The sequence below is a fragment of the Biomaibacter sp. TOL genome (genome assembly GCF_059717795.1).
In genome coordinates, this window is the sequence record NZ_AP046092.1 from 1,705,131 (window position 1) to 1,728,890 (window position 23,760).

Here is a 23,760-nt window from a genome sequence, read left to right on the forward strand (position 1 = left end):
ATCTTGTATTTGCAAAGAAGTATAAAATTATGGTTATATAACAGATGCCTTATCAAAACTGTATTTTAATTTCCTGAGTGTTTCCTCTCACTCTTTTTGTCCCCTCCCTGCTCAAATTTCCTGACCGTTTTAAGAAGGAATTTAACACCTATTGAAGAAATAAAAAGAGAAAGAAGCAAGCCATGGGAGGGAGAAAAAAGGAGAAAGCCTTCAAGTAAGGTGTTAGTTTCCGACCTACCCTTACTGAAGGCCTTCTCCACAAATAACACGCACTATGATTGTAACATTTTTAGGCTCTTCAGTAAAGGAGTATCTCAATATTTTTTTGCATAAGTTAGCTCAAAAGAAACTACACTGTCCCATATGCGGTAGCGCCCTTGTAGGTTATGGGATGTACCTTAGGAAAATAAAGACAACGGCCGGGAAAGTAGAATTCCCCATAGCAAGATACTACTGTCCCGAATGCAAGAGAACCCATGCGATAATACCGGATTTCATCTTGCCCTATAAGCATTACCCGGCAAAAGTGATTGAAGAAGCGGTGGAAGATGTGGTGGAAAAACGGATTTCACCGGAATATACAGAGGGAGAGCAGGACATATCCACCACAAAACGCTGGGTAAAAACATTTAAACTCCTCTCAAGCGAAATTGTAGGCACTCTGGAGAGCATAGCGTTCAGACTGTATGGCAAGACGTCATCCATAGTCGGGGAAATAGGGAGCTGCTTTAGCCGTTTAAGAACCATTTTAAAACTATTGCCCGATATTCTTTCTTGCTGCCTGTTCGGAAAGATTAACACCTGGCTTTTTGTGGAAAACACAAACCTGTGGCTTTTAGGAAAAAAATCAACATAGTTTGCTCTTTTGGCCGTCTCCCCCTGGTGGTAGTCTTTAGATAAACAAAAAACAGGGGAGATGACCAAAATGAACAAAGAAAGTATGGAAAAAGCCCTGGAGCGCTTCGTACTAATCTCACCCCTTCTGGAAGAAGACCTTGAAGCAGCGGAAAGAAGGAAAAGAAGAAATGAAATACTGTCAAAAGGCCAAATCTCAGAGAGGACCCTGCGCCGCTACTTACAGGCCTACAGGCAAAAAGGCCTTAATGGATTAATGCCAAAAGAGCGCTCCGATAAGGGACAAACAAGAGCCATACCGGAAGATATCTTAAAAGAAGCCATAAGTCTAAAACAAGAACTGCCCCAAAGAAGTGTTACAAGGATACTTCAGATCCTGGAGGGGGAAAAGCTCATATCCCCCGGGGATGTAGCAAGATCCACCCTTACACGGTATCTTGCAAACTTAGGTTTAACCCAAAAAGAATTAAAGCAAAAAGAGCCCAAAGCCCTCAGGAGATTTCAAAAAGAGCACAGAAACAAATTATGGCAAGCTGACGTCAAATACGGCCCCTACCTTCCGGACCCAGAGAATCCAAAGAAAAAGATACGCTCATACCTCATATGCTTCATCGATGATGCCACAAGATTAATATGCCATGGTGAATTTTATCTAAATCAAAAGCTTCCCATACTGGAAGATTGTTTCAGGAAAGCTATACTTAAACGAGGCATCCCCGATGCGGTATATGTAGACAATGGCAAGATATTCATCTCACACTGGTTTAAAGTAGCCTGCGGTAAACTGGGCATCCGCCATATAAATACCCCAATATATTCCGCAGAGTCTAAGGGCAAAATTGAAAGAATTAACCGCACCGTAGAGGATTTTTTAGCCGAGGTAAGCCTCCAAAACCCCGGGACATTGGAAGAATTAAACAAAGCCTTCTTTGCCTGGGTGGAAGAAGGATACAATCATCATTCCCACAGCTCCTTAGAAGGTGAAACCCCGGCCGGTCGATTCCAAAAGGATACCCGACGCTTGCGCTTTGCCAATATTGACGAGCTAAGGGATGCTTTCCTTCGAGAAGAAAGCCGAAAAGTTGATAAAACCGGCTGTGTAAAACTTTGCGGCAAAACCTATGAAGTGGGCCTTGAATGGGTAAGAAAGACTGTGGATTTACGCTATGACCCCTTTGACCTTGAAGAAATAGAAGTATGGCATAAAGGTCAAAAACGGGGTTTAGCAAGGCCGCTTATCATAGGAGAATACAATGAAGTGTCCTATAGCAAAAAAGATGCCCCAACTCCTCAAAAATCATCCGGTTCAAGACTTTTGAGCATATTGGAAAAACAAGCTCAAAACCGCATGAAAGACAAATTAGGTGCCATCCCCTTCCGCCGTATGGAAGGAGGGGAACACAATGTTTGAACCTTTCTTTGGATTTGAGAAAACACCCTTTCAAAAGGATCTGCCTGTAGGAAAACTGTTTGTCACCCCGGCATATGAAGAATTGGTATCAAGGCTGAAATACACTGCAGAAAAACGCCTCTTTGCCATCATAACAGGCGAAGTGGGCTCGGGGAAATCCACTGCTTTAAGAAAACTTCTTGAGCTTTTAAATCCCAATAAATACAGGGTTATCTACATCAGCGACTCAGCCCTTACCCCCAGGCATTTTTACTGGGAATCTTTAAGGCAGCTTGGATGTGAACCAAAGTTTAACCGGGGCCAGGCTAAAAGACAGCTTCATCAGGTAATACTGGACCTTGCGGAAAATGAAAGAAAAACACCCGTTATCATAATCGATGAAGCACACCTGTTAGATAAAGAAATGCTGGAAGAAATGCGCTTTTTACTCAATTTCCGGATGGACTCCTACAACCCTTTGAGTCTCATACTGGTGGGCCAGCCGGAACTTAAAAGAGTATTGCAGCTTCAAGTCTATGAAGCCATAGCTCAAAGGGTAAATCTCCGGTATCACCTGCCACCCATGGACAGGCAGGAATCCAAAGAATATGTTTGCCACCATCTGAAGATTGCCGGAGCAACTTCCTCAATCTTCACTGATGATGCTCTGGATGTTATCTATGAATATTCCGGAGGCATTGCAAGAAAGATAAACAATGTCTGCCTTGCCTGTCTGCTTTCGGCCTCAGCCAGTCAAAAGCGTTTGATAGATGACCATATGGTCAGGGTTGTAATTGAAAATGAGTTTGCGGTATGATGTATTTTCCCTCTATGAGTGGGCAAGGGTCAAACCTTACCTACTCGGAGGGATGTTTTCAAGGTTCAGGTTTCTATGGTCAAATAAAGTGAGTCAAATTTTCGGACGTTCAATTTGAGCAGGATGCGGTCAGAAAGCCTGAGAGGCTACATCCTGAGTTCACTGATGGTTGGAAGCCTTAGATCAGCTCGGATTCCCAAAGCATCTAGGATAAGCTGCATTTCTAACTTGGGAAAATTCGCACAATAGGTGGCTGGGCAGTATAAGCCCATTAAAAGTTGCTCCGTGTTTTTTTGATTGGTATAATAAAAACAGGATTTTATAAATGATGGTGATTACATGGTATACAATGAAAATATTGAAGAATGCATTTCCCAGCTTAATACCTTCTCGTCACTCCATCGGCAGTATTTAAATGGTGTTTTAAAGCGTATACATGAGTATTATGGAGATTCGCTCCTGGGCCTTTTAATTTTTGGTTCCTATGCTCGGACAGAAAACCGGAAAAATTCAGACCTGGACCTTTTGATTATTTTGAAAAAAGCCCCGGGTTTCAGCCAGCGCATTCGGGAATTTGTCGATAATGTAGAATTCGAACTTGAATCTTTAGCCCAACAATTATACGAAGAAGAGGACATCCTGTGTGAGCTTTCCCCATATATTCTCTCAAAGGAAGAATCACTAAAATTTCACCCCATCTATTTTGATTTGGTTGAGCACAACAAAGTCGTATATGATCCGGAAGGTATAATATCTCATATTATTGAATCCACAAAAAATTTAATGGACCGGTATGGCGCAAAAAAGATTGAATACGGCAACTTCTGGGAGTGGGAGACGGAAAAAAGGAAATTTTTAGGAGGTGTTCAACTGTGAAAATTGATGCCTTAACTTTAGCTTATCTGGAAAAAGCAAAAATTCGATTCAAAGCACTAGGTTTTTATAACGAACACTGTTCTTATTCGGATGTAGTCAGGGAAGCTCAAGAAATGGTAGAATTATTATTAAAGGCCGTGCTAAGAGCTATAGGTGTAGAAGTGCCTAAAATACACGACGTGGGTCGTGTGCTGGAAAAGCATAAAGAATCTCTCCCTCTCATCTTGCAAGAGCGCCTTGATAAAATTAAAATGATTTCAAAGCGTCTGCGCAAGGAAAGAGAACTGAGCTTTTATGGTGCCGAAGATTTTATACCTACCGAAGAATACGGCCCCGAAGATGCAGAAATGGCCATTAAAGATGCAGAATTTATTTTAAAAACCGTTGAAGAACTATTTTAAAGCAGCAAGGATTCCGGGACATTAATTGCAAGTGCAGAAATGTAGTTTTAAAAAAAAGACTGCCGAGCTATTTTTGTCGACAGTCTAAAGCAATTTTCATAACTGCTCATATCCATGGAGGAATATTTTTACTATCCTATCTGAGACTTCTTCTATATCGAATTCTTTTTTATGAAACACTTTTTCTTGAACCACAGAAATCATCATTCCAAAAAAACAATATGCAGCAAGTTCTGCGTCTTCATAGCTTCGCACGTCTTTTTTTTCGGTATTTTCAACGATTGTTTTTACAATCAGGTTCATTATTTTGTTTTTCCTGTCGAGCAGCCATTTCATCATGCTTTCGTCTATCAGGCTGTGATGGCTTTCTATTATATTCATCAGGTTTCTGTGATTTTCCACGAAATCGAAACTGAATATTGCTATTTTTTTCAAGATTTCTTCAATCCCGTTGCAGCCTTTAATTTTATTCTTAATGCCAATAGTATATCGGTCGATGCCTTCCTTCACAGTCTGCTGAAAAAGTTGCTTTTTCCCCTTGAAATACTGGTAAATCGTTCCTTTTCCTATACCCGCTTTTGTCGCAATCGCCTGCATCCTGGCATTGGGATATCCTTCTCGCGAAAATACGGAAACCGCAGCCTCAATTATTGACAAACGCTTATCCAATTGTTTTTCTTTATTCAAAAAGTCTCACCTCTAATAAAATCCATGTCTATTCCAGGCCTTTGCCGGCCCAGTTGTCGAGCTGCGCCCTTGCCACATTGTAGTCGAACACCGAGGATGTGTATAAAAGTTCGGCCTGGCCTAAATTTTCCATGGCGGAAAGCACATCCGCCATGGTAGCTATCTGTGATTTATACTTGAGTTCTGTTATCCTGTATGCTTCCTCCGCCGTCTCTTTTGCTTTTTGGGCGGCTTTCAATTTTTCCGCCGCTTCTATTACAGCATAATGCGCCGACCTTACAGCAAGGGAAATCTGGTCTTCTGCCTCTTTCACCCCTAAAACGGCTTTTTCTAGTTCTATTTTCGCCTTCCGGTAAGTAAAGGTGTTTTCCGCATAGTACTTCAGGGCGAGTTTGCAGTTCAGCTCTGCCACTTCCTTCGTCTCTCTCACGCTGATGACTTCCGGCCTGAGCTCCAGGGCGCTTTTTACCATTTCCTCCACATCGGGAACCTCGGCAGGCGTGTAAGTGAAAGTAGTGGTGAGTTCCAGGGGTGCCGTCAGGCTGCGGCCCATCAATTTGTTGAGATTCATTTTGGCAAGCTCCAGGTTTTTTTGGGCAGAAACCTTTCCGGCTTCAGCGCTTGATACCGCAGATTCAGCAGAAAGCAAAGAATCTTTTGTGATCATACCTTGACTGTAGCTTACCTGCGCGTTTTTTAACTGTTCGTTTGCCCTCTGCAGCTGGACCTCGGCATTTTTCAGGTTGTCCTGAGCCTTCAGTACAGAAAAATACGCTTCTTCCACCTCTATTCTAAGGTTCTGCTCATCTAAAGCCAGCTCCTTTTTTGCTATGAGTTCATTGGCTTGTTTCAGCCTGGGAGCCAGGTCTTTGACCTGAGCCCCCTCGAAACTAAAAGATGTGGATTCATAATAGGGTTTAAGGATTTCCCCTTCGCGAATTTCCGCCATCCGTTTTGATTCAAATTGTGCCTCCTCCATTTCTACCTTTGCATTTTCATAATCCTGCCGCGAAATCTTCAAGCTTACATTGTTCAAAAGGGCAGTGTTTATGCTATCTTCCAGCGAAAAGCTCGCTTTTGCCTCGACGTCAGCATTGCCGGATGTGCTGTTTGCAACTTCGCCAGCATCAGCAGTTGAATCTGCGGCTTTTGCAAAACCAGCCAGCATTAAAAAACATAAAGCAGCCGTCAGCAAAGATATTATTTTCCTGCTTTTCATTTTCCGAAGCCTCCCGATTTATTATCCTTTATCCTTATCCCTAATCGACATTTTGCCAAACAAATCTCTCATCGCGCAGCATACATCTTTTCGCTACGCTTTAACTGCAATCTTGCCGAGTTTTTGCTTAAACGCCTTTATGCTTTTTTTCGCTCCTTTTGAAAAATCTTCAAATATGGAATAAAGCACGGGCACAACAACAAGTGTCAAAAGCGTGGAGAAAGTCAATCCTCCCAGCACGGTCACGGCCAGGGGCGCCTCGATTTCAGACCCTTCTCCTATACCCAGGGCAAGCGGCAGCAAACCAAGGATTGTGGTAAGGGTAGTCATCATAATGGGCCTGAGCCTTCTTGGGCCGGCTTCAATTATAGCATCGGTTATCGTCTTTCCCCTTGCCCGCAATTGGTTAATATAGTCCACAAGCACAATTGCATTGTTGACCGCAATGCCCGCCAGCATAATTACTCCGATGTATGCGGGCACGCTGAAGGCTCTGCCGGCAATCATAAGCCCGAATACAACACCTGTGGTGCAGAACGGAATTGCAAACATTATGGTGAATGGATGCAAAAGCGATTCAAACTGCGCCGCCATCACCGCATATACGAGGAACACCGCCAGCAGCATCGCCTGGAACAAGTCGCCAAATGATTCTGCCATCTGTTTGTTCTGGCCCTCGAAACTCGTGCTGTAGCCCTCTGGAAAATTGATATACGATATTGCTGAACTTATGTCATTTATTACATCCCCAAGGCTTCTTTTGTAAATGTCCGATGTCACATATACCGTGCGCTGCTGGTCTTCCCGATATATGCTGTTCAGCCCTTCGGTTACCGTAAATGTGGCTATGTTTCTGAGCGGCACATCGACACCTGAAGAAGACTGCAGAGTCATCGCCTCCAGGTCTTCCAGGGTTTTCCTCGAAAGTTCATTCAGCTGCACGTTCACTTCCACTTCCGAGCCTGCAACCCGATATTTGGTGGCTTCCACGCCATTTATGGCGCTCCTCACCACCTGCGCCACCTGGCTTGCCCCCAGGCCGTAATACGAAGCCCTGTCCTTATCCACCTTTATCCTGACTTCAGGCCTTCCCTCATCGATGGATGTCTCCACATCCCTGGTGCCCGGCACTTTTTTTACAGCGGTCTTGATTTTTTCAGCAAGGCCCTCCAGTACAGTCAGGTCATCGCCCTTTACGGCTATCTGCACAGGCTTGCTGCTTCCCGATACAGTAGAGCTTGCCTGGCTCATCATGGTGCTGCTGCTAACCTCGATTTTCACCCCCGGCACTTCTCCTATCTTTTGCCGAATTTCTTCCGCCACGTCCTTCGTGGACCTTTTTCTCTCACCAAGCGGCACCAGCCGGACATCCACACTGGCTTTTTCTCCGGTGCCAGATGTGCCGAGGAATGTGCTCTTAGTATCGGTCCCGACCTGCGATGAATACATTTCCACTTCAGGTATTGAAGCCACGATTTTTTCTATGGATTTTGCCAGTTCATCGGTCTTTTCCACCTTGGTGCCAATGGGGTATTCCACGCTTATCGATATCCTGCCTTCATCCGTTTCGGGGAAAAACTCCGAACCCACCAGGGGAATTGCCATCACGCTTACGACCATCAGGCCCACAATGGCAAGTATTACAGCTTTCCTGTGCCTCAAAGCCCACGAAAGGAGCTTTCCATATTTTTCTTCCACACTGCTGTAAATCCCATCCATGCCTTTGAATATTCTGGCGAGGAAAGTCTTTTTCTCCTCTTCCGGAGAGGTAACTTTTATCAGTCGTGAACCCAGCAAGGGCACTATCGTAATTGCCACAACAAGAGACGCCAGCAGGGAAAATGTAATGACGAGGCTCATTTCCTTGAATAATATCCCGGCTATGCCTTTTACAAAAACTATGGGCAAAAACACGGCCACCGTCGTCAGCGTGGAAGCCGCAATGGCCATGGAAACTTCCCCGGTCCCTGCAGCGGCTGCCTCCAGGCTATTTTCTCCCAGACTTCGGTGATAATAAATGTTTTCGAGCACCACTATGGAATTGTCCACCAGCATACCAACCCCCAGGGCAAGGCCACCGAGAGAGATGAGGTTTAAAGTGATGCCCGAAAAATACATGGCCACAAACGTGGCAACAATTGAAATCGGTATGGATATGGCTATAACCATGGTGGACCGAAAATTGTGCAAGAACAGATATAGGATGACCACTGCCAGCAAACCACCGGTAATGGCGTTTGATTTCACGCTATTAATGGCTTTTTTTATAAAATCAGACTGATCCAGTATTTGGTAAATCTCAATGCCCTTCGGGAGTTCTTTTTTTATCTCTTCCAGCTCTTTTTTCACACCGTCGGCCACCGCTACAGTATTCGCATCGCTGGATTTTTGGATGAGTATCCTCAGGCCCTCATGGTCATTTATTCTGGAATAAGTTTTTTTATCTTCCGTAGCATCCTCCACATCCGCCAGATCCTCAAGCCTTATGACCGCCCCCTGTCTATTGGCTACTGCCAGTTTTCTTATTTCATCCACACTTTCGAACTGCCCGACTGTTTTCACCATGAGTTCCCGACCGCCATAATCAACGGTGCCGCCGGGCAGGTTGAGGTTGTTTGCCTCAAGCGCCTGAATCACCTGAGTGATTCCTATTCCGTAGCCGCTCATCTTCTGAGGCGAAAGCAGCACCCTTATCTGACGCTCATCCCCGCCCACTATCTGGACGCTTGCAACTCCTTCTACTCGCTCGAGCCTTTTTTCTATCGAATCCTCTGCGACCTGCTTCATAAAAAGTGGGTCTCTGTCGCCGGTCATGCCGTAAATAAGCACAGGCACCATGGATGGGTCAAATTTAATCACCATCGGATCATTTGCATCATCCGGCAGACTGCTTTTTACCAGGTCAACTTTTTCTCTTATGTCATTCACTGCCGTGTCAATATCCGTGCCCCAGTTGAAAGTCGCCGTTATCATTGAAACATTGGCTTCACTGGTGGAAGAAATGTCTTTTATGTTTTCCACTCCGGCTATTCCTTTTTCAATCGGCTTTGTAACCATATCCTCTATTTCTTCGGAATTGGCCCCTGGGTATGTTGTCACGATAACAGCAGCAGGAAGCTGAATGTCCGGCAGCAAATCTACCTGCATCTTGCCTAGCGAAACAAAGCCGAGGATAATGATGACAAGCACAGCCATGAATGCTGCCACAGGCCTTTTAATAACCGTTTCAGTAATTCTCATGATTTCACCCCATCACTGCATTATTTTAACCGAGGCACCTTCTGCAAGCATGTTTTGCCCGCTGATCACCACTTCTTCGCCTTCGTCAAGCCCTTCCACAACTTCCACCATGTCTTTGCTTGTCACTCCCAGTTTTACAAGGCGTTCTTCAGCTTTGCCATCCTTCACAATATACACCACATTGCCCTGCTTCTTTATTACAACCGCATCCTTTGGAATGGTTATGGCATTTTCTTTTATTCCCCTCACGACATTGACACTAGCAAACATCCCCGGTTTCAACCTGTGGTCCTTGTTTTCAATCTCAATCTTCACCTGAAATAGCCTGCTGGAGCCGGATGCAGGTGAAACTATGCTTATTTTGCTTTTAAAATTCCCGTAGTCGCCCAGGGCATCCACGCTCACCGTGGCCTCCTGGCCGTCTTTAAGCCTGTTTATATCCTCTTCCGGCACATTAATGACAACCTTGACTTTATCAATATTCACCACCGCACCGAGAGTTGACCCTGCCTGGCACATTTCTCCCGGCTGTATCTGCTTTGAAGAAATCATGCCCGATACAGGCGCCTTTATCACCGAATTTGCTATGTTTGTCTTTATCAGGTCAACCGCAGCCTGAGCCTGTTCTACCTGAGCTCTCAGAGCTTCAACATTTTTTGGCAGGCTCTGCTTTATCAGAGCTAGCTGTTCTTTTGCGTTTTCATACTGGCTTTTCGCCACGGTATATTTCAATTCCGCGCCATCGAAAGCCTGCTTTGAAACCGCTTCGGCCTCATAAAGTGCCTTCATGCGCTCATAATCCGCCTTAACGTTTGCATAATTCGCTTCTGCCTGCTCCAGGGCTGCTTTTGCCTGCTCCAGCTGCTGCGCGAGGCTCGATTCGCTGGCGGAAAGGTTTGCTTTTGCCGACGCCAGAGCCGCCTCTGCCTGGGAAAGCTGGTCATTCAGCTCATCGGTTTCAAGGACCACAAGAACATCTCCCTGATTCACATAATCGCCTATTTCGAAGTTTACTTCTTTTACCCTTCCTGATATCTTTCCCACTATCTTTACCTCATCTTTCGCCTCAATCTGGCCTGTAAAATTTGCTATATCTTCTATGGTGTTTCTCGCTGTTTTCATAACCTTCACAGATACTGCATTTTGCTCCTTTATTTCTTTCTGCTTGTTTGAACAGCCCGAAGCAAGAATCATTGATGCAGCGCAAACAAGAATCATCATCAGCAGTATTGCTTTCTTCATTTTTTTCATAAACTTCACTCCCGTCTCAAAATTTTATTTTTCATGTCCCCATGCTTTTATTGATCAATCGTCTCATTATGTGCAAAGCGCTTGTTTTAATGATGGCCGGCTGATCCCTATTAGGCTTTTTTATCGCAAAGAACCGACCGTTCGGTCATTTTTATCGAAAAATCACCCCTTTTATATGAACATTATATTGCTATTGTTTCAATGAGTAAGTAATCACTTTTTATATAATAATATGATTTATCTATAAAGTCAATGCTTAACTCCAAAGAAGAAAACACCTCCTGCTGCTTTTTCACGGCAGGAGGTGTTTTGCGACACAGGTGCGACGCGACACGCGACACGCGACACGCGCGACACGGGGACGGTTCTCTAATTGTCGCATAAAAGTGGATAAGCGAGCGGTTGGCATCCTCATCCTTAAAGGCTTGACAGATCCGCTTTTCTATAAATAGATATAATATAGCCGAAAGCAATGATTACTAAAAAAATGCTCAGACCGCTTGCATAAAACACATATTCCGCACCCCTTCAAAAAACAAATTAACATTTTTTAATGAACATCTCAAAAAATTTTTCAAAAAAAGCCAAATTGGTAAAAATTGGACTTGTACTTTTTTCAGAATTGTTGTATTATGATAACTGGTGATGTTATGATGAACAAAATGAAAATATTCAACGCAGGCCCAGCACCAGTTATCTCCGCCATATGGGAGCAACTAAATATAGGCAAAAACCTGGATAAACTCTTACCCTGGGATGCTTCCCAGTGCAAATTATCCCCGGGGATAAGAATAAAAGCTCTGGTCATAAACATCCTTGCAACAAGAGCACCCCTTTATTTAGTCAGCAGATTTTACCTTTACCAGGATCTTGCCAACCTCTTTGGTAAAGGAGTCCTTTTGCAAGATTTAAACGATGACTGCCTTGCAAGAGCATTAGATAAACTTGCAGAATCAAACCCCAAGAAAATAATATCATCCATTATTCTGCAAGCATTAAGCAGCGAGGATATAACCATTACACATCTTCACTCAGATACCACATCTGTAAGTGTTTACGGTGAATATGAAAATCAAGAAGACGATGACCTAAATTCATTCATAAAGCTGGTATGTGGCCATAGCAAAGATCACCGCCCGGATCTAAAACAGCTAAAAATAGGCCTGTGTGTAAATCAAGATGGTATACCGGTATTAGGGCAGCCTCTAGATGGAAATAAAGATGATAAAACATGGAACAATGAATTTATCGATGTCCTGTCAAAAGACCTTGATAAAATTGACTTAACATCCCTCATCTATGTAGCAGATTCGGCTCTAATAACAAAAGATAACCTAAAAAAGATGCATAAAAAACTGTATTTTATTTCAAGATTTCCCGCCACCTTTGAACTGGAGAAAAACCTCATTGACCTTGCATGGAAAAAGAATGATTGGACCTTTATAGGCAAAATCTCCAATCAAAAAAATGCCGCCGAGTATAAAGTTCAGGAATTTATCAGGACAATTGATGACATTAAATACAAGTTTGTAGTAGTTCATTCCTCCAAACTTGATAAAAGAAAGACCAAAAGCATAGATAAAAAACTGGATGAACTATGCAAAACACTTAAAAAAGAAACTCGAGAATTAAGCTCAAGAGAGTTTTTCTGCAAAGCCGATGCTCAAAAGCAAATAGAGCTTTTCAAAAAAGATCATGATAATGAATTTTACCCATTGGACTTTCAAGTAATTGAAAGAACAAAACCTGTAAAAAGAGAAGGTAAGGGCAGGCCCCCAAAGGATTATATACCTCAAACCAAGACAGTATACCAGATAAAATGCACTTTAGGAGAACTCGACAACGATGCCAAGCAAAAAGCTTTAGAGCAGGCCAGCTGTTTTGTACTTATTACAAACAGGCTGGATAAATCTCCTTATGATATTCTAAAAGAGTATAAAAATCAAACCACCGTAGAGACATCCTTTAGATTTTTAAAGAGCCCCATCTTTCTTGATGCCATATATTTAAAGAAGGAAAGCCGAATAGAAGCTTTGTGTTATGTGCTCTTTCTTGCTCTTTTCATCTACCAGATACTGCAAAGGCGTATGAGAAAAGCTCTGGAAGAACAGGGAGAATATATCTTCGTAGCAGGCAAAGTAAAGACTGAAAAACCAACCGGCAATAGGATTCTTGAGTTATTAAAGCCTATACAGACCATAGGCTATGTTGAAGGTGACAAGGAATGCCGGGCTCTTCCCGAGATTCCTAATGAGGAGCCTTTGGAAAAGATACTTTCCCTAATCGGTTTAACGCCGGATATTTATACTTCCATTAGGGAATATCCGCATTATCTCCTTGAATAAGTAGCTCTATTTCAACCTGGTAAAAATTGTTGGTCCATTATATGGAAGGGTGCGAAATGTGGGATAAAAGGATGCCCTGATCCCGAATTTTTCCGCCACCCAGCCGATGCCCACGCCGCTTACAACCTCTCCGGCAGATCCCCCATATTATAAACCGACAGCATGGTCGCCCTGTATCTATCTTGAATGTGGGCATTGACAAAAGTATCCCGGATGGGCTCATATACGCCGGTCAGGATCTTATAAATAATATAAACGATTATTGCCATAATCGGGTTAAAAGACACACCAAATAAGAAGATGCTGGCCATAAGCATGATGTTTACGGCGACCAGAGCTTTCGCATTGGAAACGCGAGTCTGAAGAAATTTGCTTGCCGTTTTAATGATGACAATCGATAGAATGCTTGAGACGGCAATCACCCATCCCAAAACCGATTCCGGCGCATGCAGGTCTTCAGTAAAAAACACGGTCCAGTATTCACTTATGGGAGACATGGAAAACTCATAGAAAATGCAAGCGGCAAACAATAAAATTATTATGGTCATGAAGTGATCGGAACTGCTGGCAAATGCGGTTTTAAACACCCTTCTGATTCCGGGTTCCGGCTGTGCGCCCTGATATAATCCGGCAAACTGAATAGCGTCATTCCGGATCTTTTTGTCATTATAGACACGCTCCTTCACATTTTGAGAAATTGAGATACGTCAAGAACTCCGACCCTCTGACACTCTCATTTGTTCTATAAGTTTTTCCAAGCATTCAAGAAAATTATTTATGTCTTTGTCTTCCATATTTGATATTGAATTAAATAGAAATTTACTGCTTGCCTGATTATCTATTAAATTAATCAAGCATCTCCCTTGTTTTGTTAAAACAACTCTGCTTATTCTCCTATCCTTATTATCCTTTACTCTCTTCACAAGCCCTTTGTTCTCAAGCCTTGTTATCTTTTCGGAAACCGTATTCTGCGCATTATTGATATTCTTTGCTATTTCTCCGACAGTAGGTGCTTTATATTCATCATTAATATCCAGCATAAGCTCATCCAATTCTATAAGCAGATGATATTGTTCCAAACTCAAACCATATTTTTGGGCCAGCTCATGATACTTTTTGTGTATAAGCGCATCCACTTCATTCTTATAATTGATTATCATTTGTATTTTTTCTTCTTTATTCATAAAAAACCTCCTCGTGCATATAATTTATCGTGTAACGATATTATCGTCACACGATAAATCATACTGATTGTCATAACATTGTCAAGCAAATAGCACAAAAAACTAGAATCCGGATTAACCGGATTTATCACAAATACTTAATCAATATTACTGCGTTGCAAAAAAAATGCAAAATGTCATGGGATATATCTGTAAATCAGCCAGAAATGGCAGAAGCTCCCTGCCAATATAAAGAGATGAAAGATTCCGTGAAAGCCAACAGTTCTAGGTAAAAAGTCGGGTTTTTTCACCCCGTAGATTAATCCCCCTATGCTATAAAAGATTCCCCCGCCCAGTAACCATTTAAAACCTGAAAAAGTAATGGAAGGTATCAGAGAAGGAGTAGTAATTATTATCAGCCACCCCATCAACGTGTAAATTAATGAGGATAACCACCGTGGTTTGTTTAACCAAAATCCTGTAGAGATGATACCCGCCATGGCAAGGCTCCAAATGCTGACAAACAGAATCCAGCCGGGATATATCCATAGAGAAATGAGGCATAAAGGGGTGTAAGTACCGGCAATCAATATATAAATCATTATATGGTCTATATACCTTAATATTTTTGTTGCTTTTTCTGAAACACTCAAAAGATGATATATGGCACTGGCTGTATAGAGTAAAACAAGGCTTGAGCCATAGATAGCAAAAGAAACCACGTAACGAGTGCTTCTTATTGCAAGAGCTCGTTGAATAAGCATCCAAGTTCCCCACATTGACATTAAGGCCCCAAGCAAATGCGACAAGCCGTTAAACGGCTCTTTTATCTTTATTGTCATAGCGCTCCCCCATCTTACATATTTTTAGCATAAAAAAGTCAAGGTATTACCCCTGACTCGTCAATTAATTGCTTTATTGTATTCCTTGATCTTTTTATATACTTCATCTATCGAATTGGTTCTGATTACGGCTATAAGCAGGCTATCAAGACTCTTTTCATCATTTATGCCTGTTATTTTACCTTTCAAATCATAGGGTATTACATATTTGTCTGCAAGCCCCACCACTGATGCCATTATCATGTGAGGTCCATTATATCCTTATTGCTAGCGGTATCTATATAGCAACCCCGCTTACGGGATTATTATATCATATTTTTCAACTGAATTGTGAGTTTTGTTTTTATCTGCTAAAATCTATTCTTGTTATATTGCTTTTTTGTATTTACCTCTAAAAAACATACACTTGAGTCAATGGATTGCCAAATTGACTCAAGTGTTAGCTTGAAAAATAACACAACATAAGGTAAAAAAGGGCGCACTACTATATAGCCCCCTAACGTACTTGGAGAAAATCCGTATAAATGATAATATAACAATAGGGGGTTGACATAAATGACAAAAAAACAATATGCAGAAGAATTCAAAGAGCAACTCATAAAGGAATGTCAGGAAGTAGGCAACGTATCCCTGGTAGCCCGAAGGCATAATATCTCATCCAACACCATACACGGATGGATGCGAAGCATCAGAAAAAGAGGCTCAGTAACACCGCTCCCAAGGAACGACGAAAAACGCATCATCGAGATACAAAAAAGACTAGAAGATGTTGCAAAAGAAAACAACACCCTGAAAAAACTCTTGGGAGAAAAAGAACTTGAACTTGCAATCCTGAGAGAACTGAGGGATAGAGTAAACCCTCGGTAACCGACAAAGTCGAAATAGCTTCAAAGTGGATAAATAAGGGTTACAGAGCATCCCTTATCCTGGGCTTTGTCGGCCTTTCCCCATCCACATATTATGAAAACATCTCAAGAAAGAACAATACCCGAGAGGATATGGAAATCAACGCATCTTTTGCCAGCAATAATACCGGTGGCAGGCCAATCCCGGGATATTCCTTAACCGATAAAGGTGAGAAAATATCCGATGAACAAATAAAAGAATGGCTTTGCGAATTAATATGCGGCGATGGCTACCCATATGGCTACAACAAACTTACCATATGCCTCAAAAACGATTATAATCTGTTTATAAACCGCAAGAAGGTATACAGACTCTGTAAGGAACTAAATATACTACAACCACAGCGAAAAATACAAAAAAGGCATCCCAGACGTTTAGCAAAGCCGGATAAAATCGAAGCACCGAACCAACTTTGGGAACTCGACATAAAATATGGCTACATAACAGGCACAGATTCATTCTTTTTCCAGCTATCCCTCATAGACGTATTTGACCGCTCAATAATCGACTATCATCTGGGATTATCCTGCACAGCAGCGGATGCGGCAAGAGTACTAAAGAATTCCCTTGCGAAAAGAGGCCTTGCAAAAGGCATGACCTTGCCAAAAATACGAACAGATAATGGACCGCAATTTATTTCAAACCGGTTTGAAGAAACAATAGAGGAATTAGGCCTGATACACGAAAGAATACCTGTAAAAACGCCAAACATGAATGCCCATATAGAATCTTTTCATTCGATTTTAGAAGATGAATGCTACAGCAGAAATGAGTTTAACAGCTTTATGGAGGCTTACTCCATCATAACAGAGTATATGGAATACTACAACCAGCGCAGGATACATGGGAGTATAAATTTCATGGCACCAAACAAGTTTTATGAAGCATTCATGAGCAACACTGCAAAAATTGAACCATTTAGTGCATAATCTCCGGAGTTAGGGGGTCAGGCCGACTAAACCAAGGCCTTTGAAAGCCCAAAAAATTAAATCTCAGTTTTAAGCTATAATTTACGCCACAGAAATATCAGAAGCTTTTATGACACCATTGGAGATCAGAAGTTTCACTGCTTGTTTAATAGCCTTCTCCTTCTGCTTTTCCAGCATTTCCTGTGGCATATCAATCTTATACAAATCGCTTGGATTCCATACTTCACCAGTAACAAGCATATGATATATAGCGGTGAGAATCATCCTTGCGATAGCGATAATGGCTCTTTTCTTGCCTCTCCTTTTGCAAATGCGTTCATACTTGATTCTGTAGTAAGAAGATTTATCCGACTTCACGGCTGCATGGGCAACTTGCACCAATGCAGGTTTGAGGTAGACACCGGCACGTGTAATACGGACAGATTTCTTCTTACCAGCAGATTCATTATTGCCAGGTGTAAGTCCCCCCCAGCAGCACAAACCCTTGGAGTTGGAAAACTGAGACATATCGGTGCCAATCTCGGAGATGATAGTGATGGCAGATGTCCTATCAACTCCGGGAATGGTACAAAGGAGTTTGATAGCACTTTCATAAGGTTTAACCATTTTATCAAGCTTTTCATCCAATTCAGCAATGGATTTAGTTACGTATTCAAGATGAGAACGAACCATTACCATACGCTCTTTTTGTTCCCTGGTCATCTGATATCCTTCGATAGATTCAACCACAGCATCCGCTTTTTTCTTCAGTGATTTTTGAAGAAGAGAAGTACAGTAATCCGGGTCGAAGGTATCAGAAGAAATCAAGTAGTCCGTGATGGAAGAGGCAGATTTGCCAAACATGTCGGAAACGACAGCATCAAGGGCTACATTACAGACGGTGAAGGCATTCTGGAAACGGTTCTTCTCACTGGTTCTGCAAGAAACAAGTTTAGATCGATAGCGAGTATATTCACGAAGAATACGAATTGGCTTATCTGGGATATAACTACCTGGAACTAAACCAAGGCGGAAAAGATCGCCAATCCACTTGGAATCCTTTTTATCATCCTTATTTCCCTTTACAGCCTTCACCCATTTGGGATTGGCGACGGTAATATGGATAGTATCTTCCAAAAGGTTGTAGATGGGCACCCAATACTTTCCCGTGGATTCCATGCACACATCATAGCAGTTGTTATCAATCAGCCACTGCTTGAACTTGAGGATGGAATTGTTGAAAGTTGAAAACCTCTTTTTAGAGTAATGGGGAATTATCCCCTCTGAAGTAATGAGTGTGGCGACGAGAAAAGTCTTATGCACATCGACACCACAACAAATGGGATAAACAACTTTCATTGCACAGCCTCCTTTGCTAATTTAGTAGTTGAGGAGGAAGACATTGACTGAACCATCACACAATTAACAAAGAGCTAAAACAATGATTAGCTTGCGGTCTTATAGAACCACTTATTTGTGCTTGAAAGATGGTTCTTACACTGGTAAAAATACTGATTTAAGCCGCAAAGAGCAGTCTACGACTCACCTCACCGTGCTTTGTAGTGTATCTTCTCCTCAAGCTAATAATAACAAAGTGGTGAAAGCCGCGCACCATTTTTTTCATTACTATTTGTGCCGCCAGCGGTAGTGGCGGAATGGAGGTTTATATGAAAAGTTGTCAAATAATCTGTTGAAAATGCGACAATTGCTGAGTTCTTCTATTTTTTTCAGTTTCATTTTCAGTATGTATTCTATTATGTCGTCTGCTAGGCTTGAGAATATGTGTTTTATTGTTATGTCGTATTGGCCCAATTTATCACCTCTTTCTGCATTGATTATATATTATATCCCTTTTTTCTTCAATATTGATATGGCTTTACTTTTATTGTCTAAGGCCGAATTGTAGATTATCAAATTATATAATTCTTGCAATGTTGTTAATGCTAAAATATTGTGCGACAAGTTCTCAAGTTATTTTGGTTTTAAAATGCGACAATTTTAGAACCGTCCCTATGTCGCACGTGGATGAAGACAATCCGACAAAGCCAAGGATAAGGGATGCTCTGTAACCCTTATTTATCCACTTTAAAGCTTTCTCGACTTTGTCGGTTACCGAGGGTTTACCCTATCTCTCAGTTCTCTTAGTACTGCAAGTTCAAGTTCCTTTTCTCCTAAAAGTTTCTTTAGGGTGTTATTTTCTCTGCTTACGTCTTCTAATCTTTTTTCTATCTCCAGGATGCGTTTTTCTTCGTTCCTGGGCAACTGCTTTATTGATCCCCTTTTTCTGATGCTTCGTATCCATCCATGAATGGTGTTAGATGAGATATTATGTCTGCGAGCTACCAGGGATACGTTGCCTACTTCCTGACATTCCTTTAGCAGTTGCTCTTTAAATTCTTCGGTATACTGTTTCTTTATCATTTGAATCAACCCCCTGTTGTTATATTAGCATTTATACGGATTTTCTCCAAGTATGTTAGGGGGCTATATAGGTTTTCTTTGTATTTACCTCTAAAAAATAAACACTTGAGTCAATTTGGTAATCCCTTGACTCAAGTGTTTTAGATGAAAAGTTGTTAAACAATCCGTTGGAAATGCGACAATTTTAGAACCGTCCCTATGTCGCACTGTGTCGCAAATTAATAAATCATCATCACCCGCTTAGCGGGTGGTTTGCACTAGCCCTATAAGGGCATTTACTGGCTGAGCCTTAAGGCTCGTTGAATGGTCTGCCAACCGCGTATTTTTTCAGGCTGCCCCTAAAGGGGCATTTTTATTTTTTGCCTTTGTTTACCGGCTCACCCGTAAACGGGTCAATGTATTCTTTTAAACTTATTTGGTCATTTGCTATATCTTCCTGTAACTGGTTCTTGATATATTCTTCTATTGCCTTTTTATTGCGACCCACTGTATCTACATAGTATCCTCTGCACCAAAATTGTCGATTCCCATACTTATATTTCAAATTTGCATGTCTATCAAATATCATCAGTGAACTTTTTCCCTTCAAATATCCCATAAACTGTGCTACACTTATTTTAGGTGGAATACTTACCAACATGTGTATGTGATCTTTACAGGCATTTGCTTCTATTATTTCCACACCCTTGTATTCACATAGTTTCCTTAGTATTTTCCCTATATCAGTCTTTATTTTTCCATATATTACTTGTCTTCGATACTTCGGTGCGAATACTATGTGATATTTACAATTCCATTTGGTATGTGATAAACTTTCATTATCCATTTTGGATAACCTCCTTTGTTTTGATGCGGTTGACAGACCTGCATCTATTCTAACAAAGGAGGTTTTTTATTTCTACTTATAGCTATAAGCTTTTTGGAACCACCTGCATAGCAGGTGGTTTTCGTTATACAATAAAAAAATCCGGCAGCGCACATACTGCCGGATTTTATCTTCTTTAAACTGAAACTGTGAAACTGTATATTTGTTATTGTTGCTTACTTATTCCAATGGAGCCGCTCTTTACTGTAGCGGTCTGTTTAGTTGTTGTGCCTTCTTTTGCGGTGATTGTTATAGCGTTGTCAGAAATCTGCAACGTGTCGCCTACCCAGACATAATCATCGAATACTGCGGTAAATGTAATTTCATTCTTGTCTTTATCATAATCCGCAAGACCAATGCTTCTGGCAGCAATACCTGAAGCTTTTACTAAATCTTTGTTTACAGCAATTTCATATTCTATTCCAGAGCCTGTTGCAGAATCATCCCACTTTATATCAGCATAAACCGTTACTGCAACGCTGCGGCTGGGTTCGTCGCTTATAGTGGCGGTGCTGGAGCTAGCGATATTGAATGTGATGTCGCCAGTGCTTCCACCCGTTCCGCCGGAGCCATTGGCTATCTTATTTTCATATGTTTCTTTTTCGTTATCAATTAGCCTTTCGATTACCCTTACGTTGGAATCCTTTTCTACTACGAAGATTATTACATCGCCGCTCCTGATGTTAGATGTTGACTTCTTATTGTCTTCTTCGTAAACTACGGTCTTGCTGGAAATATTGTATTGTGTCTGGGATACCGGGCTACCGTCAGCAATATTGCGCACTTTTCCACTTTCCATCGTCAGGCTGGTGGCATCTCTGTCTTTCACTTTGCCGTATAGGACTTTGAAACCGTCTTTCGAACCGCTTGCAGTCGGTGTAATTATAGACAAATCTCCGTTGGATTTCACTTTGGCGATATACGGATGCTCATCGCTGTTGTATAGTGCCCCTTTATCTTCCAGCTTCCTTTCTTCAACTTTGCCGTCATAAGGTTCGTATTTTACATATCTGTCGCCGCTCTTTAGCCATGTATCTATGACATAGACACCCATTTCGTCATTAGATGCAGCGCCGGAACCCTTGCCGATGAATATGGCGGCTTTCGCATTGACTTTCTTGTTATCATCGCAAAATACATAGAAGTATCCGTCAATGCCGTTGGCGCTCTTTAATTCGCTCCAGCTGGCTTCAGAGAAGTCATCTGTATCATTCCAATCTGCATATATACCGTCTGTGATTTTTGTTTTGTTTGTATTATTATTGGTAAACTTATATCCTTCAGCATCGATTAAAACAATATTGTCATCCACTGAGAATGTAGTGGTTTCCTCAGCGCTACCGTTCGGTGCAATATTTGCTCCTGCAGGATCGGTGGTATCGTATTTATATGCAGTGTATCTTGTGGCTTTCGGGAGATAATCCTTTCCAAAGTCATCGCTGGCAGAAATCCTCCATACATTCTTCGGGTCCATTACATAGATTTCATCTTCTGCGATTTCTCCGTCCTTGTTCAGTTTGAATTTGACAATGGAGCCTTCAAATACTGTCGCTTTGTCCTTTGTCTTCTGACCGTATTGGTTGAGGGCATAAGCGCCTAATGCATTCAGATTGTCATCTTCTTCCATGGTATATGTTATTTCGTCGCCCGTGCCGTCATTGGCTATGGTGAAAATCTTTAATTTGTCTTTGTCTGCATATATCTTTGTCACAATACCGTATTTATATCCGGAAGAAGTCTCATTCTTCGTGACGAAATACGCTATTCTTCCCACTGCATCAGTGTAAGCTATGACATCTTCTTCATCAGCATCTTCCATATCGCTTGCCACGTCACTGTCTGTATCAAGGAGATATTGATGGATATCTTCTCCGTCATTTACGCTGTAATATGCTTCGTATGATTTTTTCCCATCGGTATCACTGTACTTCGTAACCTTGATTTCTTTTCCGCTGATATTTATCCTATCATTCTTCACGCTGTTGAGTTTGCCTTCTACCGTATTGTTCTTAACCACTCTGACTACGGCATAATCATCCCCACCGATGTCCTGTTTCTGGATATAGAGGAGGTTTCCTTTTTCAATGTCGTCCACCTTCATCTTATTTCCGTCGGTGTCAAGCACTATGACGCCGTCGTAATCTTCGCCTTCCCGGAGATCTATATCATATTCGTCGTCGTCGGCGACTATACCATACAGCATTCCGCCATCATTCTTCGTCACTATCATCCATGGCTGGGTTTCTCCGGAGGACATGATTTCAGCCCATACTATCTTGCGGTTCTTGATGACGAACTTGCCGACTTTGCCAAGCAACTTGCTGGTGTCGGTTACTTTGTTGTATTCCACAGTCTTGTAATCGTTGCCGTCCATCATGTATATTACGGCATCCTTGTCAAAGGCGTAATCATCATCCGCCTTTACCAGGCTGAGCTTGTCGACGGTCTTGCCGTCGCTGTTCATTACCACGCCTTCGATGTAGTCGAAGTAAGAGTTGTCATCGTATTCTTTTTCCGCATATACGATTTCATCGTCGTCGTTCAAATATATGGTTGATTCTTCTCCAAGGACATTTTCAAGGTTTACGTCGTATACTATATCAAAATCTTTTTCTTCGCCTTCATCATATTTATTGTCTTCAGTGTCTTTCAGGAACTTGACCCTGACCTCATCTTCATTCAGGCCGTCGTCTATTCTCCTGTTGGCAATTATGCGCACATCTTTATATTTGGTTATGTTCAGTTTGTCTTCGAGCAATGTCTTGTCGGATTCCAGATATTTCGTGCCGCTGGATTCGTAAGTGTCGACTTTGACTACCTTTGCATCCAGCGTGTTGTTCACCAGGATGGCCACATCGCCTCTGTTGGCTACTCCTGTGGCATCGCTGAATTTAACCTTCTTTGTGATTTCCTTTTCAGCAGCCTTTGCAAGATAATTGCCTGGCCATGTACCGGTAAGGAACGAATCCTTATATCCCAGTGCTCTTACCAGCATGGTAATGGCTTCAGCATAAGTGACTTCTTTCGCAGGCTGGAAAGTCCCATCGGGATACCCTTTGATAAGCCCCTGTCCGACAGCCACGTTTATGTATCCCGCCGACCACCTGCTGGCCTCCACGTCTTTGAAGCTGCTGCGGCCTGTGGCTGCTTTTGCGGCGCTATCCATCTTCAGCGAAGTGACCAGTATCTTGGCAAACTGTTCCCTGGTCACATTGTCGCCGGGATGGTATTTGCCGTCATCCATACCGTTTACAATTCCGAATGCCACAAGCCTCAACACTGCGTCTTTTGTGTCCTTGTCAGTGATGTCGGATGTGAGTTTGACCACATCGATGGAGCTTGAGTCGCTATTGCTTTTGTCGCTGCTTGCCGCCATCGCGACTTTCGGAGCCCCGGTGCCCACTATTCCGGCAATGAATACGAAGATTGTAAGAATAGCAAACAGTTTTTTCATGCGTTTGAGATTGTACATTTGTAAACCTCCTTTTGATATTTTGTTGTATCGCTATTTATAAAATTTGAAAAATCTTTCGCCTCACCTCCCGGCTATACTATAATAAGCATTTTTTCTAAA

The 23,760-nt window shown here is 42.0% G+C and carries 19 protein-coding genes; 7 read left to right on the forward strand and 12 right to left on the reverse strand.

Going from position 1 to position 23,760, the window contains the following annotated elements:
- Positions 1 to 274 precede the first annotated feature (274 nt).
- From AC6I1H_RS08600 to AC6I1H_RS08620, 5 genes are all read left to right on the forward strand, one after another.
- Complete coding sequence (locus AC6I1H_RS08600; RefSeq protein WP_497737541.1) at positions 275 to 856, forward strand: DUF6431 domain-containing protein; 582 nt, start codon at positions 275 to 277, stop codon at positions 854 to 856.
- Positions 857 to 916: 60 nt separating this feature from the next.
- Positions 917 to 2,266, forward strand: coding sequence for a transposase (locus AC6I1H_RS08605; RefSeq protein WP_497737542.1), 1,350 nt, complete (start codon positions 917 to 919; stop codon positions 2,264 to 2,266).
- Positions 2,259 to 3,062 carry an ExeA family protein gene (locus AC6I1H_RS08610; RefSeq protein ID WP_497737543.1) on the forward strand — a complete coding sequence of 268 codons (804 nt, stop codon included), beginning with the start codon at positions 2,259 to 2,261 and terminating at the stop codon, positions 3,060 to 3,062. The genes AC6I1H_RS08605 and AC6I1H_RS08610 overlap by 8 nt, the downstream gene beginning before the upstream one ends.
- A 339-nt stretch (positions 3,063 to 3,401) precedes the next feature.
- Entirely contained in the window at positions 3,402 to 3,938 is a 537-nt protein-coding gene (locus tag AC6I1H_RS08615; protein WP_497740530.1) for a nucleotidyltransferase family protein, read from the forward strand.
- The gene (locus tag AC6I1H_RS08620) at positions 3,935 to 4,339 is read left to right on the forward strand and encodes a HEPN domain-containing protein (RefSeq protein ID WP_497740531.1); all 405 of its coding nucleotides are present in this window, start codon (positions 3,935 to 3,937) and stop codon (positions 4,337 to 4,339) included. The genes AC6I1H_RS08615 and AC6I1H_RS08620 overlap by 4 nt, the downstream gene beginning before the upstream one ends.
- A 96-nt stretch (positions 4,340 to 4,435) precedes the next feature.
- Here AC6I1H_RS08620 and AC6I1H_RS08625 read toward each other — a convergent pair whose 3' ends face one another.
- From AC6I1H_RS08625 to AC6I1H_RS08640, 4 genes are all read right to left on the reverse strand, one after another.
- Positions 4,436 to 5,026 carry a TetR/AcrR family transcriptional regulator gene (locus tag AC6I1H_RS08625; RefSeq protein ID WP_497740532.1) on the reverse strand — a complete coding sequence of 197 codons (591 nt, stop codon included), beginning with the start codon at positions 5,024 to 5,026 and terminating at the stop codon, positions 4,436 to 4,438.
- Between the two features lie 28 nt (positions 5,027 to 5,054).
- Positions 5,055 to 6,245, reverse strand: coding sequence for a TolC family protein (locus AC6I1H_RS08630; protein WP_497740533.1), 1,191 nt, complete (start codon positions 6,243 to 6,245; stop codon positions 5,055 to 5,057).
- 93 nt (positions 6,246 to 6,338) lie between these two features.
- Positions 6,339 to 9,485 (reverse strand): efflux RND transporter permease subunit, encoded by a 3,147-nt coding sequence (locus AC6I1H_RS08635; protein ID WP_497740534.1) that lies wholly within the window; start codon positions 9,483 to 9,485, stop codon positions 6,339 to 6,341.
- Positions 9,486 to 9,497: 12 nt separating this feature from the next.
- Positions 9,498 to 10,736 carry an efflux RND transporter periplasmic adaptor subunit gene (locus AC6I1H_RS08640; RefSeq protein ID WP_497740535.1) on the reverse strand — a complete coding sequence of 413 codons (1,239 nt, stop codon included), beginning with the start codon at positions 10,734 to 10,736 and terminating at the stop codon, positions 9,498 to 9,500.
- A 653-nt stretch (positions 10,737 to 11,389) separates the two neighbouring features.
- Between AC6I1H_RS08640 and AC6I1H_RS08645 the strand changes: the two genes are divergently transcribed.
- A complete protein-coding gene (locus AC6I1H_RS08645; RefSeq protein ID WP_497740536.1) occupies positions 11,390 to 13,081 on the forward strand; it encodes an IS1634 family transposase in 1,692 nt (563 codons plus the stop codon).
- A gap of 119 nt (positions 13,082 to 13,200) precedes the next feature.
- Here the strand turns inward: AC6I1H_RS08645 and AC6I1H_RS08650 are convergent, their stop codons facing one another.
- From AC6I1H_RS08650 to AC6I1H_RS08665, 4 genes are all read right to left on the reverse strand, one after another.
- Positions 13,201 to 13,668 carry an MFS transporter gene (locus AC6I1H_RS08650; RefSeq protein WP_497740537.1) on the reverse strand — a complete coding sequence of 156 codons (468 nt, stop codon included), beginning with the start codon at positions 13,666 to 13,668 and terminating at the stop codon, positions 13,201 to 13,203.
- 120 nt (positions 13,669 to 13,788) lie between these two features.
- On the reverse strand, positions 13,789 to 14,265 hold the full coding sequence (locus AC6I1H_RS08655) for a MarR family winged helix-turn-helix transcriptional regulator (protein WP_497740538.1): 477 nt from the start codon (positions 14,263 to 14,265) through the stop codon (positions 13,789 to 13,791).
- 176 nt (positions 14,266 to 14,441) lie between these two features.
- Positions 14,442 to 15,086, reverse strand: coding sequence for a PAQR family membrane homeostasis protein TrhA (gene trhA, locus AC6I1H_RS08660; protein ID WP_497740539.1), 645 nt, complete (start codon positions 15,084 to 15,086; stop codon positions 14,442 to 14,444).
- A 60-nt stretch (positions 15,087 to 15,146) separates the two neighbouring features.
- Positions 15,147 to 15,329 (reverse strand): hypothetical protein, encoded by a 183-nt coding sequence (locus AC6I1H_RS08665; RefSeq protein ID WP_497740540.1) that lies wholly within the window; start codon positions 15,327 to 15,329, stop codon positions 15,147 to 15,149.
- A gap of 312 nt (positions 15,330 to 15,641) precedes the next feature.
- Between AC6I1H_RS08665 and AC6I1H_RS08670 the strand changes: the two genes are divergently transcribed.
- Positions 15,642 to 16,921 (forward strand): IS3 family transposase gene (locus AC6I1H_RS08670; RefSeq protein ID WP_497740541.1). Its coding sequence is split into 2 segments (ribosomal slippage): positions 15,642 to 15,948 and positions 15,948 to 16,921, totalling 1,281 coding nucleotides; the frame shifts between segments, so codons are not numbered across the junction.
- 81 nt (positions 16,922 to 17,002) lie between these two features.
- On the opposite strand, the gene AC6I1H_RS08675 is transcribed toward AC6I1H_RS08670, so the two are convergent.
- The 4 genes from AC6I1H_RS08675 to AC6I1H_RS08690 form a co-directional block, all read right to left on the reverse strand.
- Positions 17,003 to 18,259, reverse strand: a complete 1,257-nt coding sequence (locus AC6I1H_RS08675) for an IS110 family RNA-guided transposase (protein ID WP_497740542.1) — start codon at positions 18,257 to 18,259, stop codon at positions 17,003 to 17,005.
- Positions 18,260 to 19,009: 750 nt separating this feature from the next.
- The gene (locus tag AC6I1H_RS08680; RefSeq protein ID WP_497740543.1) at positions 19,010 to 19,321 is read right to left on the reverse strand and encodes a transposase; all 312 of its coding nucleotides are present in this window, start codon (positions 19,319 to 19,321) and stop codon (positions 19,010 to 19,012) included.
- Positions 19,322 to 19,673: 352 nt separating this feature from the next.
- Positions 19,674 to 20,147 carry an IS200/IS605 family transposase gene (gene tnpA, locus AC6I1H_RS08685; protein WP_497739172.1) on the reverse strand — a complete coding sequence of 158 codons (474 nt, stop codon included), beginning with the start codon at positions 20,145 to 20,147 and terminating at the stop codon, positions 19,674 to 19,676.
- 205 nt (positions 20,148 to 20,352) lie between these two features.
- Complete coding sequence (locus tag AC6I1H_RS08690) at positions 20,353 to 23,658, reverse strand: S-layer homology domain-containing protein (RefSeq protein ID WP_497740544.1); 3,306 nt, start codon at positions 23,656 to 23,658, stop codon at positions 20,353 to 20,355.
- Positions 23,659 to 23,760: the final 102 nt, after the last annotated feature.

Excerpts from the sequence above, each read along its gene's own strand:
- AC6I1H_RS08600 (WP_497737541.1), top strand. The coding sequence starts at position 275 with ATGATTGTAACATTTTTAGGCTCTTCAGTAAAGGAGTATCTCAATATT.
- AC6I1H_RS08605 (WP_497737542.1), top strand. The coding sequence starts at position 917 with ATGACCAAAATGAACAAAGAAAGTATGGAAAAAGCCCTGGAGCGCTTC.
- AC6I1H_RS08610 (WP_497737543.1), top strand. The coding sequence starts at position 2,259 with ATGTTTGAACCTTTCTTTGGATTTGAGAAAACACCCTTTCAAAAGGAT.
- AC6I1H_RS08615 (WP_497740530.1), top strand. The coding sequence starts at position 3,402 with ATGGTATACAATGAAAATATTGAAGAATGCATTTCCCAGCTTAATACC.
- AC6I1H_RS08630 (WP_497740533.1), bottom strand. The coding sequence starts at position 6,245 with ATGAAAAGCAGGAAAATAATATCTTTGCTGACGGCTGCTTTATGTTTT.
- AC6I1H_RS08635 (WP_497740534.1), bottom strand. The coding sequence starts at position 9,485 with ATGAGAATTACTGAAACGGTTATTAAAAGGCCTGTGGCAGCATTCATG.
- AC6I1H_RS08640 (WP_497740535.1), bottom strand. The coding sequence starts at position 10,736 with ATGAAAAAAATGAAGAAAGCAATACTGCTGATGATGATTCTTGTTTGC.
- AC6I1H_RS08645 (WP_497740536.1), top strand. The coding sequence starts at position 11,390 with ATGAACAAAATGAAAATATTCAACGCAGGCCCAGCACCAGTTATCTCC.
- AC6I1H_RS08655 (WP_497740538.1), bottom strand. The coding sequence starts at position 14,265 with ATGAATAAAGAAGAAAAAATACAAATGATAATCAATTATAAGAATGAA.
- trhA (WP_497740539.1), bottom strand. The coding sequence starts at position 15,086 with ATGACAATAAAGATAAAAGAGCCGTTTAACGGCTTGTCGCATTTGCTT.
- AC6I1H_RS08665 (WP_497740540.1), bottom strand. The coding sequence starts at position 15,329 with ATGATAATGGCATCAGTGGTGGGGCTTGCAGACAAATATGTAATACCC.
- AC6I1H_RS08675 (WP_497740542.1), bottom strand. The coding sequence starts at position 18,259 with ATGAAAGTTGTTTATCCCATTTGTTGTGGTGTCGATGTGCATAAGACT.
- AC6I1H_RS08680 (WP_497740543.1), bottom strand. The coding sequence starts at position 19,321 with ATGATAAAGAAACAGTATACCGAAGAATTTAAAGAGCAACTGCTAAAG.
- tnpA (WP_497739172.1), bottom strand. The coding sequence starts at position 20,147 with ATGGATAATGAAAGTTTATCACATACCAAATGGAATTGTAAATATCAC.
- AC6I1H_RS08690 (WP_497740544.1), bottom strand. The coding sequence starts at position 23,658 with ATGTACAATCTCAAACGCATGAAAAAACTGTTTGCTATTCTTACAATC.